Origin of the sequence: Streptomyces sp. NPDC018026, from assembly GCF_044327745.1 — a bacterium.
GTDB classification, from domain to species: Bacteria; Actinomycetota; Actinomycetes; order Streptomycetales; family Streptomycetaceae; genus Streptomyces; species Streptomyces rubrogriseus.
In genome coordinates this window covers 252,887-271,969 of sequence record NZ_JBIRFY010000005.1, presented here as the reverse complement: position 1 = coordinate 271,969, position 19,083 = coordinate 252,887, and the positions used below count along the sequence as shown (strand labels likewise).

Annotated in this window: 13 protein-coding genes; 8 read left to right on the top strand and 5 right to left on the bottom strand. The window is 73.5% G+C overall.

Annotation, left to right across the window (positions count from 1 at the left end; genetic code table 11):
• Positions 1 to 8 precede the first annotated feature (8 nt).
• The gene (locus ACH4D3_RS18435; protein WP_398323227.1) at positions 9 to 347 is read left to right on the top strand and encodes a carboxylesterase family protein; all 339 of its coding nucleotides are present in this window, start codon (positions 9 to 11) and stop codon (positions 345 to 347) included.
• Here ACH4D3_RS18435 and ACH4D3_RS18430 read toward each other — a convergent pair.
• A complete protein-coding gene (locus ACH4D3_RS18430; protein WP_398323225.1) occupies positions 259 to 1,914 on the bottom strand; it encodes a TlrC/CarA/OleB/SrmB family ABC-F type ribosomal protection protein in 1,656 nt (551 codons plus the stop codon). The genes ACH4D3_RS18435 and ACH4D3_RS18430 overlap by 89 nt on opposite strands.
• A gap of 391 nt (positions 1,915 to 2,305) precedes the next feature.
• Here ACH4D3_RS18430 and ACH4D3_RS18425 point away from each other — a divergent pair, with 391 nt between their 5' ends.
• Complete coding sequence (locus ACH4D3_RS18425; protein ID WP_398323224.1) at positions 2,306 to 2,593, top strand: DUF6355 family natural product biosynthesis protein; 288 nt, start codon at positions 2,306 to 2,308, stop codon at positions 2,591 to 2,593.
• Positions 2,594 to 2,714: 121 nt separating this feature from the next.
• On the opposite strand, the gene ACH4D3_RS18420 is transcribed toward ACH4D3_RS18425, so the two are convergent.
• The gene (locus ACH4D3_RS18420) at positions 2,715 to 5,099 is read right to left on the bottom strand and encodes an esterase-like activity of phytase family protein (RefSeq protein WP_398323222.1); all 2,385 of its coding nucleotides are present in this window, start codon (positions 5,097 to 5,099) and stop codon (positions 2,715 to 2,717) included.
• 329 nt (positions 5,100 to 5,428) lie between these two features.
• On the opposite strand from ACH4D3_RS18420, the gene ACH4D3_RS18415 reads away from it, so the two are divergent.
• From ACH4D3_RS18415 to ACH4D3_RS18395, 5 genes are all read left to right on the top strand, one after another.
• Positions 5,429 to 6,163, top strand: coding sequence for a translation initiation factor IF-2 (locus tag ACH4D3_RS18415; RefSeq protein WP_398323220.1), 735 nt, complete (start codon positions 5,429 to 5,431; stop codon positions 6,161 to 6,163).
• A 50-nt stretch (positions 6,164 to 6,213) separates the two neighbouring features.
• The gene (locus ACH4D3_RS18410) at positions 6,214 to 7,182 is read left to right on the top strand and encodes a DUF3500 domain-containing protein (RefSeq protein WP_398323218.1); all 969 of its coding nucleotides are present in this window, start codon (positions 6,214 to 6,216) and stop codon (positions 7,180 to 7,182) included.
• A 41-nt stretch (positions 7,183 to 7,223) separates the two neighbouring features.
• The gene (locus ACH4D3_RS18405) at positions 7,224 to 8,339 is read left to right on the top strand and encodes a serine hydrolase domain-containing protein (RefSeq protein WP_398323216.1); all 1,116 of its coding nucleotides are present in this window, start codon (positions 7,224 to 7,226) and stop codon (positions 8,337 to 8,339) included.
• A 185-nt stretch (positions 8,340 to 8,524) separates the two neighbouring features.
• Entirely contained in the window at positions 8,525 to 10,843 is a 2,319-nt protein-coding gene (locus ACH4D3_RS18400) for a beta-L-arabinofuranosidase domain-containing protein (protein WP_398323214.1), read from the top strand.
• Between the two features lie 78 nt (positions 10,844 to 10,921).
• Positions 10,922 to 14,071 carry a discoidin domain-containing protein gene (locus ACH4D3_RS18395; RefSeq protein WP_398323212.1) on the top strand — a complete coding sequence of 1,050 codons (3,150 nt, stop codon included), beginning with the start codon at positions 10,922 to 10,924 and terminating at the stop codon, positions 14,069 to 14,071.
• A 51-nt stretch (positions 14,072 to 14,122) separates the two neighbouring features.
• Here ACH4D3_RS18395 and ACH4D3_RS18390 read toward each other — a convergent pair whose 3' ends face one another.
• From ACH4D3_RS18390 to ACH4D3_RS18380, 3 genes are all read right to left on the bottom strand, one after another.
• A complete protein-coding gene (locus ACH4D3_RS18390; protein WP_398323210.1) occupies positions 14,123 to 14,701 on the bottom strand; it encodes a hypothetical protein in 579 nt (192 codons plus the stop codon).
• Positions 14,702 to 14,929: 228 nt separating this feature from the next.
• Entirely contained in the window at positions 14,930 to 15,505 is a 576-nt protein-coding gene (locus ACH4D3_RS18385; RefSeq protein WP_398323208.1) for a FadR/GntR family transcriptional regulator, read from the bottom strand.
• A gap of 76 nt (positions 15,506 to 15,581) precedes the next feature.
• The gene (locus ACH4D3_RS18380) at positions 15,582 to 16,754 is read right to left on the bottom strand and encodes a fumarylacetoacetate hydrolase family protein (protein WP_398323206.1); all 1,173 of its coding nucleotides are present in this window, start codon (positions 16,752 to 16,754) and stop codon (positions 15,582 to 15,584) included.
• Between the two features lie 429 nt (positions 16,755 to 17,183).
• Here ACH4D3_RS18380 and ACH4D3_RS18375 point away from each other — a divergent pair, with 429 nt between their 5' ends.
• Positions 17,184 to 19,073 carry an ABC transporter ATP-binding protein gene (locus ACH4D3_RS18375; RefSeq protein WP_398323204.1) on the top strand — a complete coding sequence of 630 codons (1,890 nt, stop codon included), beginning with the start codon at positions 17,184 to 17,186 and terminating at the stop codon, positions 19,071 to 19,073.
• Positions 19,074 to 19,083: the final 10 nt, after the last annotated feature.

Below are 19,083 nucleotides of genomic sequence, written 5' to 3'. Positions count from 1 at the left end.
GCCATGCTGTGCCCCGTCCCACAGGCGTGCGGCGAGAGGCGGTCCCGGTGGACGTGTTCAAGACCCAGCACGGTTCGGTCCGGGGCTTTCGGACCTCCGGCGACGTCATCACCGTCCTCGGTGTTCCGTATGCCGCCGCGCCGTTCGACGCCCACCGGTTCCGCGCTCCGGCCCCGGCGCCCGCCTGGGCCGACTTCGCCGCCACCGGAAGCCCGGGCTGGCCGCCTGTCCGTGACTCCACCACCGAGGTCACCGACGTCAAGGTGTGGACTGCCGACCATCACGCCGCCGACACAGTGTCAGACGCCTGCCCCGGAACCGCCCGCGCAGCGCGCGATCGTGTGTGACCAGCACGATCGCCCCCGAGAAACCGGTCAGCGCCTCTTCCAGTTCCTCGACCAGCGCCGGTGACAGGTGGTTCGTCGGCTCGTCGAGCAGGAGAAGGTCGGCGGGCTCGGAGACCAGGCGGGCCAGCTCCACGCGACGGCGCTGGCCGTACGACAACTCGCCCATGCGCAAGCGCAGTTCCGCCGGGCGGAAGAGGCCGAGGGCGAGCAGGGTGTCGGCGTGCTCGTCGACGGCCCCCACTCGGCCCAGCCCGAACGCCTCGACGACCCGCAGGTCCGGCGGCCACGGCGCCTCCTCCTGGCACAGATGCCCTACCCGGCCCCGCACCCGTACCGACCCCTCGTCCGGCCGCAGTTCACCGGCGAGCACCTTCAACAGGGTCGTCTTGCCCGCGCCGTTGGGGCCGGTGACGAGCAGCCGGTCGCGGCGGCCGAGACTGAGGGAGCCCAGGTGCAGGCGGTCGCCCACGCGCACGTCCGACAGCTGTACGGCGGGGAGCGTCGCAGAAGGGGCCCCGGTGCCCCTTCCCTCCTCCGCTGCCGTTCCGATGCGCGCGGTGAAGGCCAGCGCGTCCGGCGGTGGTGCCACCGGGTTCTCGGTCAGGCGCTCGACGCGCTCGCGGGCGTTGCGGATGCGCGACATGGCGCCGTGGGCACGGCCACGGGCCCGGAAGCCACCGTGGCCGAAGTTGGCCAGGGAGGCCTTGCGCGGGATGGCGCCGAGGCGGTCGGCGTGGCCCACGGCCAGCCGCTCGTTGCGAGCCAGCTCCGACCGCCACTCCTCGTATTCCTGGAGCCGGCGGCGGCGCTCCGCGGCCTTCGCCGTACGGTAGCCGGTGTAGCCGTCGCCGTAGCGGGTGACCTTTCCTCCCTCGGCCTCCAGAATCGTGCTGGTCAGGCGCTCCAGGAAGACGCGGTCGTGAGTCACCGCGAGCACCGTGCCGCTGTGCGCCCGCAGTTGTGTCTCCAGCCATTCCACGGCCTGATCGTCCAGGTCGTTGGTCGGCTCGTCCAGCAGGAGGACCTCCGGGCGGCCCGCGAGGACGCCGGCCAGGGCAAGACGGGAGCGCTCGCCTCCGGAGAGGGTGCCGAGCCGGCGCTCGCGGCGGAGCCCCGGCAGGCCGAGGTGGTGCAGCGCGATGTCCACCCGGCGGTCTGCGTCGCGGCCGCCTCGGGCCTCGTAGCGCTCGACGAGCACGGTGTAGGCGGCGAGCGCCTGGGGATCCTCACCGGCACCGAGCGCCCGCTCGGCCCGGCGCAGCTCGTCCTCCAGGGCACGCAGGTCCGCGAGGGACAGGTCGACGGCGTCCTGGACGGTGGCGGTCGCAGGCAGGGGGATGGACTGCGGAAGAAAGCCGATGCCGCCGGCGGCGGTCACGGTCGCCTCGCCGCTGTCCGGGCGCTCCCGGCCCGCGACGATCCTGAGGAGGGTGGACTTGCCGGCGCCGTTGTCACCGATCAGTCCGGCCTTCTCGCCCGGCTTCAGCGTGAGGGAGACCTGGTCCAGAACGGTGCGGCCGGGGTAGCGCTTGGTGACATGGGACAGGGTGAGTTGTGAGGTGTGCAAGATCGGGTCCCTCCTGGCCGCACGGGATCAGCCCGGGCCGGATCGGGGTGGATGGACGGCACGGCGAGGCGCGGTGACGGCGGAGCGGTGCTCTACGCCGTCGGCGCCGGTGATCTCACAGGGAACCCATGCGAAGGACGGTACGCCACGGCGCACGCGTTGGCAAGACGATACGTCTCGCCTCACTTGGCCACGCGGACCCGGGCGCGGCGCACCGTGAACAAGCGAAGATCAACTGATCGGCGCAGCAGTGAATCGTTACGCCGGGTGAACGGTGCCGCCATTGACGAGAGCGCCCGCGCCGATGCTGTGAGTCTGGGCGTCGCATCGACAACGGATCGGCAAACAGCGGCAGTCCCGCCCGGCGATCCCCTACCGTCTGGAGTTCTCCTTGCCCCTTCGTCGTATCGTGACCAGCGCCCTCGCCTCCCTCGCTCTGGCGCTCGCCTCCGCCGGCGCCGTCACCCTGAGCGCCGGCCCGGCCGCAGCGAACCCCTGCGGCTTCTACGAGACCGCCTCCGGCGCCTACTACAACCACTGCACCTCGGACGGCTCGCACATCGTCATCGAGATCGACGACTGGGGGCCCAACAGCGAACGGTGTGTGGTGCCCGGCGTGACCTGGATCGGCTCCAGCTCCGACATCGACGGCGCCTGGTACACCGGCCGCACCTGCTGAGCCCCGCGGCGGGCCCCGGCCGCCCCCACCCACCACCAGGAGCCCGTGGGCTTCGACCGGCCGGACCCGTCCGGCCGGTCGACATCGATCCAGTCCGCGCCCGGGGACTGCGCCAGGTACGTCAGCCCCGGCGGCCGAAGACCTGCCGGGCCGTGCCGAGGTCCAGGAAGACGGTCTCCCCGGTGGCGTCGTCGAGGGCGTCGTTGTCGGTGACGGCGTAGACGCGGCCGTCACCGCCCACGGTCAGACCCTCCAGCTTCTCCTGCGTCCACCCGTTGGTGGCCCGCAGGTCCGGCAGCACGTCGTGCGCGAGCCTCTTCGGCAGGACCCGCAGGGCTCCCGAGGGCGCCGCCGACTTCGGCAGGTCCACGGTGTAGATCCGCTTGACCTCGGCGGCGGGGCCGTTGAGCTTGTCGCGCTCGATCACCGCGAGCCGGTCCCCGACCACGGTGATCTCGGAGAGCCCCATCCAGTCACCGGCCGTGCCGGTGGATTCGAGCCGGTAGCCGTACCAGCTCCAGGTGCCGGCCGCCACGTCGTAGCGTCCCAGCCGCACGACACCCGCCGGGTCGTCCGCGGTCTCGCGCTGGAGCGCGGCCCACACGATCTCGTGCCCGCGCCGGTCCGTGGTGGCCGTGACTCCCTCGAAGCCCTGCTTGCCGAGGCCCGCGGCGACGTCGGCCGGCAGCGGGACGACCTGCCGGGTCACGCCCCGCGCGTCGAGCCGGACGAGCTTGTTGCCCGCGCCCGTACCGCCCTCGACGGCGAGCCAGAAGCCGCCCTGCGGCCGGGCGTGGATGCCCTCGGCGTCATAACCCACGGGGCGCCCCTCGGCGTCCTTGACGGTCAGTTCCCGGGTGATGACGGCGGGGCGGCGGGCCGTTTCGACGGTGAGGATGCGGGTGGTGGAGTACGCCGCGTCGGTGACCGTGTAGAGCCGGTGCGGCCGGCCCGGCGCCGCGGACAGCGCGCCGAGCGCTCCCCAGCCGATCGGGGCGCCCCGGTCGTCGTCGGCCGAGACGATGCCCGGGAACGAGGGGGCGTGCGCGGTGCCCCGCCCCAGCCGGAACAGGCTCACGGACGCGCGCACGCCCGCCTCGGCGTCGTCCTCCTCGCTGGAGACCGCGAGCAGTCCGCGCGAGGGGATCGGCAGCAGGCCCTCGGGGCCGTTGGTGGCGGGCAGCAACTGGCGGAAGACCGGCCGGGTGGGGCGGCTGACGTCGTAGACCGCGACGAAGTTGTCGCGCTCCGAGCCGACGAAGGCGTAGGGCACGCCGTCGTATCGGGCGATCGCGATGCCTTCCGGCTCGGCGCCCTTCTTCCCCGACCGGCCCTCGTTGTGCAGGCCGTGGCGTACGGCGAGCCGTTCGAAGCTGTTGCCCGCGTCCCAGACCGGCTTGCCGGTGCGGCTGTCGAACACGGACCAGCCGCGGGTACCGCCGCGCCAGTCGCCCTCGTTGGCGGTGGCGAGGTAGCGGTCGTCGATCCAGCCGACGGCGTCGGGCTCGCGCGGGAGGTCCTCGATGGAGCCGGTCTGGTCGATCCTGCCGTCGGATTCGGTGTCGATGCCGTGCACCGATGCCGTGCCCGCGCCGAACGCCTTGGTGATCCGGCCGGTCGGCAGGTCGATCAGGACGACGCCGTTGTTCTCCTGGAGCGTCACCGCGAGCTGGTTGCGGCTGTTGACGGAGACGTACTCCGGCTCCGGGTCCGTCGGTTCGGCGATTTCGGCCTCGGCCAGCACGGGCAGCGCCCGGCCGTCGGCCCGGGTCAGCGCAACCGCCCGGGTCCGCCAGTGTGCGGGGGCTGCGCCCCGGCCCAGGTCGACGATCTGGACGAAGCCGGCCGGTGCCTGCGGCAGGTCGCCCTCGTCGCGGCCGGGCGGGGTCGCCTCCTCGTCGCGCTCGTTCTCGACCGCGACGGCGGCGTACCGCTTGTCCTCGCTGAGGGCGATGGAGTCGGGCTGCCCACCGAGGTCGAAGCTCGCCACCCGCTCGCGGTCGCGCAGTGAGACGACGTCGAGCCGTCCGGAGGGCCGTGCGTGGCTCGCGCTGGTGTTGACGACGACCAGCACGTACTGGCCGACCACGGTCACCGAGGTCGGCTCGTCCTCGGCGTCGCCGAGCCGGGCCAGCGACAGGGTGCCGAGGCCGCGCGGGTGGCCGGGGTCGGAGATGTCCAGGAAGCCGATCCGCCGGGCCACCGCGTCGGTGTGCACCAGGGTGCGGCCGTCCTCGCTGACCGCGGAGATCTCCGCGACGGTCCCGGCCGCCGGGTCCTCGCCGGCCGGACGGTTGTGGAAGACCGGGTAGGTGGCGGTGCGCTCGAACAGGCTCGGCCGCCCCTGCCCGTGCTGCTGGGCCTGCTGACCGCCGTGCCGCTGCCCGCCGTACTGCTGCCCGTGGTGCGGCTGCTCCGCCCGCGCGGCTCCCGCGGTCGCCAGGCTGCCGGCGGCCACGACCAGGGCGGCCAGCGCGGCGCGGGTTCTCTTGCTCTTGGGGGACATCTTTCCTCCGGTCCGGTCCACTCCGTCGCCGAACGTTTTCAGCCGAGGGCGAGTGCCACGGGGACGGCGGGTGAACGGCGGGCGAAGTCCGGGAGGCCGCCGCGGCTCCGGCTCGTACGGTGCGCGACGCGCCGCGGGCCGAGCCGTCCCCGGCCGGGACCAACTTGCCGCCGACGGACCGGTGGTGGGCGGCCGGCCGCTACCGTACGTCGTACGGAGCGCCTCTCTTCGGACAGCGGGGTGCTGTGTCATGACGGAGCGGACCGGTGCCGCGGTCACCCGGTCCTGCTCGTCGACGCGGTGGGCGTGGGCCCAGGAAGGACGCACGCGTGCGCCGAATACTGCTGCTCGCCCCGCTGCTGCTGCTCGCTTCCGGCTGCGGACTGACCCAGTCCTCCCGGAGCGAGGCGACCGATGCCGCACGGGAGGCCGCCAGGACGGTGGGCGAGCGGCTGTACGGCCAGCGCCCCCGCACGGCGGAGGAGGTCGGGCGGGCCGCCTCGCAGATGGACGGGGTGGAGGTGCTGCGGGTGACGGGCACCTCCACACACGAGGGGGACGGCGTCGACGTGGTCGTCCGCACGTCCGGCTCGGCGTACAACTCGTGGGTCGACCTCGAGGAGGTCACCGTCCGCAGCTGTTTCACCGTACGGGTGTCCCCCAGGTCGCGGTGGCGCGAGGACCCGCAGGACGTGGACTGCCCGGAAGGCCCCGCGCCGGTCTTCGCCCCGCCGCCCGAGCCGCCCGGGCTGCCCACCGAGGAGCTTCGGGCGAAGCTTCCCCGGGTCCCGGCGGGCGGCCGGGTGGACGAGACCGAGGTTCGCCGTACGCTCGCCGCGCTCGACCTCGATCCGCGGGTCCGGACCGAGGTGGAGGCGGACGGCGGCCGGGTCGGCGTCCTCCTGTCGGTGCAGGGCGACCACTTCGACCCGCAGGACTGTCTGCTCGCCCGCGTCGTCCCCGGCGCGACCGAGGTCTGGGTGCCGCCCCGCATCCAGCGGATGCCCGGAGAGGGCGGGTGCAGCGTCGCCAACGCCCTGGACCCGGCACCGGCACCGCACTGACAGCGCTCCGCCCACCGCGCACAATGGACTACGTCGGTGGAAGGAGAAGCGTGGCCGGGGTTCCCTCGAAGGGCGTCGCCTCCGGGATGCGGGAGGCGGCGCGTGCCCTGCTCGCCGTCCTGGAGCCGGAGCAGGTGCGTGAGCTGCGCGCCGTGCCCGACCGGCTGGACGCGCCCGAGCTGCGCGAGTGGACGTATCTGCCCGGCGCGCGCCCCGGGCTTTCCACCGAAGGGCTCGACGGCCGGCAGCGCGAGGTGGTCGACGCCCTCCTGACCACGGCGCACAGCGCGGCGGGAGCGGAGCTGGTGCGCGGGGCGATCGAGGTGGAGCGGCACCGCCGCGCCGGGGCGGGACACTCGGGGCCGGACCGCTACTGGGTGCGGCTACTCGGCGACCCGGGCGGTGACGAACCGTGGGGCTGGCGGCTGAACGGCCACCACCTGGCCGTGCACGTACTGGTCACGGGGGCCGGGATCCGGGTGACCCCGCACTTCGTCGGCGCGGAACCGGCTCGCACCGGAACCGGCCCACGGACCGGCCTGCGGCCTCTGGGCCCGGAGGAGGACCTGGCCAGGGAGCTGGTCACGAGCCTGCGCGGCACCGCGCGGGCGTCGGCGCTCTTCGCCGCGACACCGCCGGACGACATCCTGACCCGGGCCGACCCGTTCGCCGATCCGGGTCTCCTTCCGGAGGGCCTGCCGTACGACCGGCTGGCGCCGGAGCAACAGCGCCTTCTGGAGCGCCTGGTGCGCCGTTATCTCCACCGTGCTCCCGAGGCGTACGCGCGGGAGTGCTGGTCCGAGGCCGTGCACCGCGGGCTGGGCTCCCTGTCCTTCGCCTGGGCCGGCGGCCTCGCCGCGGGAGACCGGCACTACTACTGCGTCCGCGCCCCGGACTTCCTGATCGAGTACGACAACACGCAGGACGACGGCAACCACGCCCACTCCGTCTGGCGGCACGTCCGCCACGACTGGGGAACCGACCTGCTCCGCGGGCACTACACGGAGCAGCACTTCTAGAGACCGTCACCGGTACGGGCGCGGACGGAGGATGTGACACGTTGGGAAGTGAACCGGACGCCGTGCCGGGCCCCTCGCTGCAGCACAAGGTCCAGGGCGTGCTCGACGAACTCGTCGGTACGGGGGCCGAAACGGGCTTGCAGGTCGCCGTGTACCACCACGGTGCTCTCGTCGTCGACGCCGTGGCCGGTGTCGCCGACAGCAGGACCGGGCGCGGGGTGACTCCTGGGACCCCGTTCTTCGGCTTCTCCGCCGGCAAGGTCATGACGTCGCTCCTCGCCCACCTGCTCGTCAAGAGCGGCCGGGTCGGGTACGACACGCCGGTGGCCGAGCTGTGGCCGCGGTTCGGCACCCACGGCAAGGAGACCACGACGCTGCGGCACGTGCTCACCCACTCGGCCGGCGTGCCGGCCATGCCCCGTGACGTCGGCCCCGGCGACCTGGCCGACTGGTCGCGGGTGTGCACGGCGCTGGCCGACGCCGAACCGCGGTGGCACCCCGGGACCAGGACGGGATACCACTCGTTCACCTACGGCTTCCTCGTCGGCGAGGTCGCACGCCGGGCGACGGGAAAGCCGATGCGGCAGCTCCTGCGCGAGTGGATCGCCGGGCCGCTGGGGCTCGACGGCGACCTGTACTTCGGTGTGCCCCCAACGGACCTGGCCCGGCTGGCCCGCCTTGAGGACGCGGCACCGCCCCCTGCCGACCCGCCCGACGTCGAGGCCGTCCTCGCGCCCTGGGAGATGAGACCCGCCGCGGCCCTGGGAAACAGCCGCGAGATCCTCCGGGCGGACATCCCGTCGGTGGGCACCTTCACCGCGCGGGGAATCGCCGCCATGAACGCCGCGGTCCTCGACGGCCGGCTCATCGACCCGCACCACCTCGCGCAGGTGACGGCGGTGGCCTTCGAGGGCACCGACCAGGTCTTCGGCCATCACGCCCGACTGGGCCTGGGCTATCCGCTGGGCCGCATCGGCACGCGGCCCGAAGAGGCCCCCACCACGTTCGGCTGGGTCGGTGGTGGCGGCAGCTACGTCTACGCCGACACCGCCACCGGCACCGCCTTCGCCCTGACCAAGACCCGCCTCACCCCTCACTTCGACACCGCGCAACGACTCGCGGACCTGACCGCGGCAGAGCTCGCCGACCGGACGTAGCCCGGGCGGAACGGGGTCGTCCCGCTCTCACCGCGCCTCGGGGCCATCGTCCCTTCGGCGGGGCCGTTGACAGCCCGTCGGCGCCGGAACTATCGTCTCGACGATTTCACGAACAGTGTTCGAAATAGCGAACCCCACGTCTCCCGTACATCCAGGCTCCGCACGGCGAACGAAAAGGTGGTTCCATGCCCACGCCCCTCAGCAGAAGGCGCATGCTCCAGATCGCCGGGACGACGGCCGCTGCGGCCGCCGTCGGTCCGCTCGCCGGCGGCTCCCCCGCCCACGGAGCGGTCCGCCCTCCGGCCCGGGCCGACATCGGAGCGCTGGCGTTCCCCTTCGGCCTCGACCGGGTCAGGCCGACCGCGAGCAGGTGGCTGGACAACCAGGACCGCACCCGGAGCTATCTGCGGTTCGTCGACGTCGACCGGCTGCTGTACAACTTCCGCGCCAACCACCGCCTGTCCACGAACGGCGCCGCCGCGACCGGCGGCTGGGAGGCGCCCGGCTTCCCCTTCCGCAGCCACGTGCAGGGCCACTTCCTCACCGCGTGGGCGCAGGTGTACGCCGTGACCGGGGACACGGTCTGCCGGGACAAGGCCCGGTACATGGTGGCCGAGCTGGCCAAGTGCCAGGCCAACAACGTCGCCGCGGGCTTCGGCGCCGGGTATCTCTCCGGCTACCCCGAGTCTGACTTCGCCGCCCTGGAGTCCGGAACGCTGACCAACGGCAACGTGCCGTACTACACGATCCACAAGACCCTCACCGGCCTGCTGGACGTGTGGCGGCACCTCGGCAGCGACCAGGCCCGCGACGTACTGCTCGCCCTGGCCGGCTGGGTCGACCGGCGCACCGGCCGGCTGAGCGGCACGCGGATGCAGGCCGTGCTGGGCACCGAGTTCGGCGGCATGAACGCCGTCCTGACCGACCTCTGCCAGCAGACAGGCGACACCCGATGGCTCGCCGTCGCCCAGCGGTTCGACCACGCCGCGGTGTTCGACCCGTTGGCGGCGGGCCAGGACCGGCTGGCCGGGCTGCACGCCAACACGCAGGTGCCGAAGTGGATCGGGGCCGTGCGCGAGTACAAGGCCACCGGGACGACGCGCTACCGTGACATCGCCACCAACGCGTGGAACATGTGCGTCACCACGCACACCTACGCCATCGGCGGCAACAGCCAGGCGGAACACTTCCGCGCCCCGAACGCGATCGCCGCGCACCTGGCGAACGACACCTGCGAGAGCTGCAACACCGTCAACATGCTCGGTCTCACCCGTGAGTTGTTCGCGCTGACTCCGGACCGGGCCGAGTTGTTCGACTACTACGAGCGGGCGTGGCTGAACCACGTGATCGGCCAGCAGAACCCGGCCGACCCGCACGGTCACGTCACCTACTTCACCCCGCTCAGGCCCGGCGGCCGGCGCGGGGTGGGCCCGGCGTGGGGCGGCGGTACGTGGAGCACCGACTACACCACCTTCTGGTGCTGCCAGGGCACCGGTCTGGAGATCCACACACGGCTGATGGAGTCCGTCTACTTCCACGACGGCGGCACCACCCTGACCGTGAACCTGTTCGTCCCCTCGGTCCTCACCTGGGCCGAGCGCGGCATCACCGTCACGCAGACCACCTCCTACCCGGCGAGCGACACCACGACGCTGCGGGTCACCGGCGACGCCGGCGGCAACTGGGCCATGCGCGTGCGCATCCCCGGCTGGACCACCGGTGCCACCATCCAGGTCAACGGCGTCCCGCAGGACATCACCACCGACCCCGGCACCTACGCGACCGTCGATCGCGCCTGGACCTCCGGGGACACCGTCACCGTCCGCCTGCCCATGCGCACCGTCGTACGGCCCGCCAACGACAACCCGGCCGTCGGTGCCGTCACGCACGGCCCGGTCGTCCTGTCCGGGAACTACGGTGACACCGCCCTGTCCGCCCTCCCGGCCCTTGACGTCGGTTCCGTCAGGCGGACCAGCCCCACCGCCCTGGCCTTCACCGCCACCGCGAACGGTGCCACCGTGGACCTCGGCCCGTTCCACGACGCCCACGGGCACAACTACACCGTCTACTGGAACACCAGCGGCCTCGCCCCGGTCCGCATCGCCAACGCGGCCGGGGCCCTGGTGCTGGGCATCCAGGACATGTCGACCGCCGACGGCGGCCGCGCCCTGCTCTGGACCGACTCCGGGACCGCCGACCACGACTGGGAGTTGGTGCCCGACGCGGGCGGCACCCACCGCCTGCGCAACGTCCACAGCGGCAAGGTGCTCGGCGTGCTCGACATGTCCACGGCCGACGGCGCCACCGTGCTGCAGTGGGCGGACAACGGTACCGCGGACCACCGTTGGACGCTCCTGGACCAGGGCGACGGCACCTGCACGATCCGCAACTTCCACAGCGGGAAACTGCTCGCCGTCCGGGACGGCTCAACCGCCGTCGGCGCCTTCGTCGTACAGGACGCGGACGACGGTACGGCCGACAACCGCTGGCGCATCCTGCGCTGAACGGCCATTGACACGCGCGGCCGGGGCGTTCAAGTATGACCTCGTTGACAACGTTGTCGCCTGGTGAAGAGGACCATCATGGGCCCCGTTTCCCTCCCTGTAGGCCGCAGGCTTCTCCTGCAACTCCTCGGCGCGACCGGCGCCGCGGCCGCCCTCCAGCCGGCGCTGGGGTCGTCCGCTTCGGCCGCCGCGGCCCCTTCCGGAGCCGCTTCCGGGGCCGCCCGGAGCGTCGACCCGCCGGACGACGTCGCCGCCACGTACCACCGCGTGCTGCTGCGGCACACCCGCTGGTCCGAGACGCAGTGGGACGAGGCCAAGGGGGCCTACAGCGACCGGAACTTCGGGTTCGCCGTCGTCCTCGGGCATGCCGTGCTGCTGACGCACGGGACCTTCGACGAGGACGCGGCCGGCATCGACCGGGAGACGCTCAGGCGCCGCACCCTGGCGACCCTGCGCCACTACGCCGCCTCCAACCGGCTGACCGGCGGCACCCAGTGGGGCCGCACCCTGTTCTTCGACACCACGTTCCAGTCGTACTTCGTCCTCGCCGCGCACCTGCTGTGGGAAGAGCTCGACTCGGCCACCCGCTCCGCGGTCGACACCATCACCCGCGAACAGGCGGCGTACACGCACTCCTTGGGTACGGGCGACGACCCGTACTCCGGCTCCTGGACGCCGAACGGGCTCTCGGGCGGCTACGTCGGTGACACCAAGCTGGAGGAGATGGGGCTCTACGCGCAGACCCTCGCTCCGGCGCTGGCCTGGGCCCCGGACGACCGGCGCCGCTCCGAGTGGGCGGCCGACTACGGCACCTGGTCGCGCAACGAGGGCGGCCTGCCGCCCGCCGACCTGGCCAACCCCGCGCGGGTGGACGGGGTGCCGGTCTCGCACAACACCGCGCACAACGCGTACGACACCTTCATCGTGGAGAACCACGGCTCCTTCGGCCCGCACTACCAGGAGGAGATGTGGCGCACCTCCGGGCGCAACGCGGCACACTTCCTCGCCGCGGGGCAGCCGCTGCCCGAGGTCCTGACGAGACAGCCCAACGCGGAGCCGCTGTGGCGGACCCTGCTGGGAGTCATGTCGGACGCGGGCGAGCCGCTGATGCCGATGGTGGACGACCGCGAGCACCTGTACGGCAGGGACGTCATACCGCTGGCCTTCCTGTCCCGGGTCGCGGGAGACCGGGCGGCGGCCCGCGCGGAGACGGAGCTGGCCGCACGCCTGGAGGCGTACCAGGCGTACCCGCCCGAGTACCGGCTGGCGAAGTTCTCGGGCGAGCCCAAGTACGAGCCGGAGGCGCGCGCGGAACTGGCCATCAGCTATCTGCTGCACGTGTGGCCGCAGGCGGGGCCGCGGGTACGTCCCCTGTCGCGCGAGGAGTTGTTCGCCCACGCGTCGGGGGTCACCGACTTCGGGACTGGCCCCGGCCTGGTGTCCCACCAGTCTGCGGCGGCCTGGGCGGGTGCGGTGACGAAGCCCGGGTTCGTGAAGTTCGCCTGGCAGCCGGCGCACGACGACTGGCTGTTCCGGCTCGGCGGTGCCACCCCGATGTTCCTGCCCTCGACCGCCGCGGAGGTCACCGGCAGGACCGTGCGCGTGCACACGGCGCTGCGCGACGGCTTCGACGGCAGCGCCACGGTGCTGCGCCTCGGCGAGGGCTTCGCCGGGTACGCGACACTCCCGACGGGCGCCGTCGTCTACGCCTGCGAGGGGCCGGACGCGGCCGCTTCGCGGCTGGAGGTGCACAACCTGACCATGCCCGGGGTGGCGGGCCTCGACGGCAGCCGCACCTACCGGTTCGCGGAGGGCTCGGCCACGGTCCGCGCGCAGGACACCACGCCCTCGGCCGCGGGGCGCGTCGACGAACTGACCTTCCCCGGCACGACGGTGCGGCACCTGCGCATGCTGGGCGTCCGGCCCGACCCGACGTACGGGTACTCGCTGTACGCGGTCGAGGCGCGGGACGGGGCCGAGGGGCCCGACCTCGCGCGGGGCGGCACGGCCACGGCCTCCTCGCAGTCGGCCGGCATGGGGCCGGAGCTGGCGGTGGACGGCGACGGCGCAAGCCGCTGGGCGGTCTCGCGCGAGGACCGCAGGCGGGCGGACAGCTGGTGGGCCGTCGATCTCGGCGCCGAGCGCACGCTGGACCGGGTCACGCTGCGCTGGGAGGCGGCCGCCGGCCGTTCCTACCGGATGCAGGGTTCGGCGGACGGCGAGCGGTGGACCGACCTGGCGACCGGCCCGGCCCCCTCGCTGCGCAGCGGCGGCGGCTGGCTCGACGTCGACGGCCGTGCCGGGCTCGTCGTCCGCGGCGGGAGCGGGCACACGCTGGCGGTGTACGGCGACACGATCGTCCCGGCCGAAGGGGCCCGGGAGCCGCTGGTGATCGAGGGGCACTGCGGTGTGTCCGCCGGGGACCTGGGCGTACTGGCCCGTCGTGCCGCGCCCACCGCCGGGGACGACCGGGTGCGCGCGGCGCGGGTGGACGGGTACCTGAGCCTGTTCAACCTGTCGGCGGACGAGGTGGAGACCCGGATCGCGGTGCCGCAGCAGGGCGGCGGCCGGGAGGTCTACGAGGGTGAGCAGACGGTGACCCGGGAGGGCATCGACTACGGTGCGCGGCTGGACGCGGCGTCGGCCTCGCTGCTCGCGCCGCGCTTCACCCTCAGCGCACTGTCCGGCCGGTCCCTGCCCTCCGGGCTGCGGGTCCGGGTGGCCGACGGGGCGACCCTGGTCCTGTCCGGCGCCCACTGCCGGCTGCGGATCGAGGCCCAGGGCCGCCGCACCGAGGCGACCGTGCGGGGCGGACGCGAGACGCGGGTGACGCTGCGCGGGGCACAGGCCTTCCCGCACCACGACCACGCCCTGGGCCGGAACACCTTCCCGACCAATCCGCTGCCGCCGGGGATGTCCGGCCCCGGTGCCGCCGTGGACGGCGACCCGGACACGGCCTGGCGCCCGGGTCGCGACGGCCGCATGGTGGTCGATCTGGGGACAAGCACCGGGGTGCGGTGGGTGGAGGCGCGCTGGAGGACCGGCGCGGCACCGGCGGCCCGCGTGGAGTTCAGCACCGACGGGGTGCGCTACCAGCGGGTCGGCACCCTGGACGGCCGTGGCCGCGTACGGCGGCTCACCCGAGCGGGCTCGGCCCGGTACGTCGCGGTGACGGTGCAGGGTGCGCCGCACGCTCACGAGGGGCTGGTCCGGCTCTCCGTGGGCTGAGGCCGCCGCCCGGCCCCGCACGGGACGGCGGCGGGGGCGGGGCGGGGGCGATCAGGGGAACAGGCGGGTGAGTTCGTCCGCGCGGCGCTGGTCCTTCGGCCGCCCAAGGGCACGGCGCATGCGGATCAGATCGTCGAGTGCGGTGTAGCGGACGGTGAATCCCGACGGGTCGTGGGTGGTCTCGGCCCGGGCCAGGCAGGGCGCCACGTCCATGTCCCCCCAGGACAGCCGGGGGGTGCACAGGTCCCCGGCGGCCCCGGTGACCTCGTATGCCGCCTGTTCGCGGTCCAGGTCCGGCGGTTCGGCGCAGCCGCACGCGGCGAGGGCGGCACGCAGGGCGCGCGCCTCGGCGGGGGTGCCGTCCCACAACAGGTCCAGGTCTCCGGTCAGTTCGGTGGAGCCGTGCATGATGCCGGCGACCTGGCCGATGACCACCGCGTGGGAGCCGGCGTCGTGGAGCGCCCGGAGGAAGGGGAAGGGGTCGAAGCCAAGCGCCCCGTCCGTGGCGAAGGTGCCCAGCACGTCGTCGGCCTCCTCCGGGCGGCGCCCCGCGGGAGGGCGTTCCCGCGTCGCATGCCGGGTCCTGGCGATCGCCCGCCGCAGGCGCAGGGCAGCAGCTGTCTGGCTCATGCGCCCATCCAACACGGTCCGCGGATGCTCCGTTCTCTCGGCACGGGCGGGCTCGCGTTCAGCGACCGGTCACTGGTAGCTCCGGTAGGACTGGTCGGTGGTCCTGCCGACCTCGATGTCCTCGAAGGTGAAGCCGCAGCCGTCGGCCCCGCTCCGGTGCGGTGGCCCGGGCGTACGGGGCCGCGTGGATCGCGCAGTGGAACCGGAACGGCCGTTTCGCCGTGCTTCCTACGCGTCCGGCACCTCGGCCGGACGCCGTCGGGCCCAGGACGACGTGATGTGCTCGCGCATCGCCTCGGCGGCCGCGTCGCCGTCCCCGGCGAGCACCGCGGCGGCGACCCGGGCGTGCGCCTCGTGCGTGAGCTCGATGTCCGCCCGCGAGTAGGCCTCGGGATCGTCGATCAGGCCCGCGAGTTCGTCGAGCTTGGCCGAGAGCGCCGCCGACTGTTCCTCGTCGATGCGCCCGGCGGCGCGGGCGGCCATCGCGCACTCCAGGGTGGTCCTGATCTCGATCAGGTTGTCCAGATGGACCAGGCGGTCCTCGCGCTGGAACAGCGCGTCGAGGACCAGCGGGTCGAGCAGGCTCCACCGGTCCTGGCCCAGGACGACGGGCCCCCAGCCCTGACGGGTCGCCACCAGGCGCTTCTCGGCGAGCGTCGTCGTCGCCTCCCGGATGACGGTCCGGCTCGCCTCGTACTCCTCGCAGAGCTCACCGGCCGACGGCAGTGCGGTGCCCGGCGGGTACTCCCCGAGCACGATGGCCGTCGCTAGGCTCTGGACGATGGCCGCGGCGAGCGGCGGCACCAGGGCGGCGACCGTGTGGCTGCGGTTCGAGGCCGGGTTGCCGGCGGCCGGGTCACGCCGGGACCGATGTCGGGCGTCACAGTGCTCCCCGCGCCACCAGCGCCCTCATCAGGTCCGCGATGCCGAACGTCCAGGGCACGCACGCGTCGCTGGGCCGGATCCGGTTGGCGAGCGTGCCGAGCGTCGGCGTGGCGACGGCGACGAGGTCGCCGTCGTGATGCGTGAACCCCTGTCCGGGCGCGTCGCGGTCCTCGACGGGCGCGAACATGGTGCCGAGGTAGAGCACCGCGCCGTCGGGGTACTGGTGGTGCGGGCCCAGCAACTGCGCCACGAGGTCCAGGGGGTCGCGGCTGATGGCGGCCATCGAGGACTCGGCGTCCAGCCGGTAGCCGTCGGCACCCTCGACGGTCAGGGTCACCGTGGCCCGCCGTACGTCGTCCATGCGGAAGCCCGGCTCGAACAGCCGCAGGAACGGGCCGAGGGCGGCCGAGGCGTTGTTGTCCTTGGCCTGGGGCAGCAGCAGTGCGGAACGGCCTTCGACGTCGCGGAGGTTGACGTCGTTGCCCAGTGTCGCGCCGACCACGGCCCCGGTGGAGGAGACGGCCAGCACCACCTCGGGCTCCGGGTTGTTCCAGCGCGAGGCGGCGTGCACCCCGGCGTCGGCGCCGCTGCCCACGGCGGCCAGCACGGGCGCCTTGGTGAAGATCTCGGCGTCGGGGCCGATGCCGACCTCCAGGTACTGGCTCCACGCCCCCTGCGCGACCAGGAGCTCCTTGAGCGCGGCGGCCTCGTCCGAGCCGGGCCGCAGGGCGGCCATGTCGTCGCCGACGAGCCGGCGGATCTGCTCCCGGGCCTCGGCGGCACCCGCGGCGTCGCCGCGGACGCGTTCCTCGATCACCCGCTCCAGCATCGAGACGACGAAGGTGACCCCGGCGGCCTTGACGGCCTGCAGATCGACCGGCGCGAGCAGCCACGGCCGTCGCGGGTCCCGGGTGTCGACGGGCGTGTTGGCCAGTACCTCGTCGAGCCCGGCGATCCGCTCGCCGCGGGCGGCCCGCAGGCGGGCGGCGGGATCCGGTGTCTCGCACAGGTCGCGCACGGTCGGGAAGACCGCGGTGATGTCGTGCAGGCCGTCTTCGCGGACGGCCACGACGGACGGCCCGAGGCCGGGACGCCAGACGCGGCCGACGAGCGCGCCCCCGGTTCCGTCGGCGGGCAGGGTGGTCGCGGCGTCGGGCCACTGGTTCATCGGATTCCCTTCGTTGCTGCCCCGGTCCCGTCCGAAACCGCGCGACGTGGTCGGGGCAGGGACGTTGGTTGCAGGCGAAGTCGGGGGCCATGCGGCGGACTACCCCAGACCCGCTCCGCCGAACCGCACGCCCACGTCTGCATCCGCTCGCGCTGCGGCGCGTTCCAGACCTGCGACGGCGGTGCGCTGCGGCGGGGACGGGCCCATGACCTTCCTGGCCCCCGGTGAGGAGCGGGAGGACACCACCGGCGATTCGGCCAACCTCCCTGCTCCGCGCCCCTGTTGGGGCGACCGGGTCCGTGCATCCGCCACGCACCGACACGCGCGGTGTTCCGGGGTTCCGGCCCCGACCGAAATACATGTGTTCGATACCTCGGTCCGGTCGTTGAGCTTCACGACCACGCTCGAACGACCGTCAAGGGGAACCCATTGACCTCGACCGCCGCGAACGGACCGCAGACCCCCACGCCACCGCCACCGCCGCCCGCGGAGATCACCTACAGCGGGCGGTATTCCGTCAATCCACTCGCCGAGGTCTCCTTCGGGCGGATGTGCGCGCAGATCCCGGCCGTGCTGGGCCGGATCGCACGACTGGCGTGGCGGACCGACCGGCGGGCCGTGCACATGCTGTTGGGGTGCCAGGTGGTCACCGGTGTCTCGGCCGCCGTGCTGCTGACCGCCACCGCCCGCGCCATGGAGCCCGTGCTCGGCGACGGCTCGGCCGGCGACCGGCTGCACGGAGCGGCGCCGGCCCTGGTGGTGGTCGCGCTCGCCGCCGCGCTGGGCCGGGGTGCGACGGCGGTGGCCACCTACGCCGAGCGGCGGATCACGCCCCGGCTGACGACGGAGACGGACAGTGCCCTGGTCGAGGCCGTCGTCCGGGTGGAGGCGTCCGCCTACGCGCAGGAGGGCTTCTCGGACCGGCACGAGGCCGCCGAGATGGGGGTGATCCGCACCCAGGTGATGGTCACCGACGCCCAGCGGTTCCTGTCCGCGCTGATCCGGATGGTCACGGCCGGCGGCGTGCTGTCGGTACTCAACCCCGTGATGCTGCCGCTGCTCCTGCTCGCCGTGCTGCCGGCCGGTGCGGGCGCGGTCCTCACCGCCCGGGTCGACTACGAGGTCCACTACGCCAACATCGCCGACCGCAACGTGCGCGGCATGATGCGCTGGTGGGCGACCACGTCGAAGTACGCCGACGAGGTCCGCGCCAACTCCATGACCGACTACCTCGTCCACTGGTACCGGACCCTGTCCGACCGGTGCGACCGGCGCACCCTGGCCGCCGCGCCGCGTACGCTGCGGATCGCGGTGCTGTCCGCGTCGGCCGGCGGCGTCTTCCTCGTCGTGACCTGGGGGGTGCTCGCCTGGCTTGCGGTCTCGGGCCGGATCGGACTCGCGGTCGCGGCCACGGCCGTCATCGCCGTGCAGACCACGCTGGCCGCGCTCTCCCAGGTGGTGGTCAACGGCGCCGCGGTCTTCCACACCAGCCTCTACCTGAGCGACATGCAGGCCTTCCTCGACGACGCCGCGGCCCGCGTCCCGAAGCGCGGGCCCGGCGGTCACCGTGCGCCGACCGAGCAGATCCGGCTGGAGGAGGTCGTCTACCAGTACCCGGGCAAGGACAGGCCCGCCGTCGACGGGGTCTCCCTCACCCTGGAGCGCGGTCGGATCCTCGCGATCGTCGGGGCGAACGGCTCGGGCAAGTCCACCCTGACCCGGCTGCTGACCGGCATCCACCTTCCGGACAAGGGACGGGTCACCTGGAACGGCACCGACCTCGCCGACCTGGACCCCGCGACCGTGTGGGCGCACATCGGCCTGGTGCCGCAGATCTTCGCCCAGTGGCCGATGCCGGTCCGCGAGAACGTCACTCTCGGCCAGCCCCGCGCCCACGACGACGCCGCGGTGTGGGAGGCCCTGGAGGCGGCGGGTCTGCGCGAAGCGGTCGACGGTCTCCCGGCGGGCCTGGACACCCTGCTGTCCCGTGACGTCTTCGGAGGCACCGAGCTCTCGGGCGGCCAGTGGCAGCGCGTGGCGTGCTCCAGGGCCCTGTACCGCCGCCCGGGGCTGCTGATCCTGGACGAGCCGACGTCCCAGATGGACCCGCGCGGTGAGCACCAGATCTTCGAGCAGATCAAGAGGATCGCCACCGAGCGCATCACCATCGTGGTCACCCACCGCCTGGAGAACACGAGGATCGCGGATCACATCGTGGTCATGGAGCACGGCCGGATCACCGAGCAGGGCCGCTACGACGACCTGGTCCACGCCGGCGGCACCTTCGCCGAACTCCTCGCGCTCTCCCAGGACCGCTGACTCGCCCGTG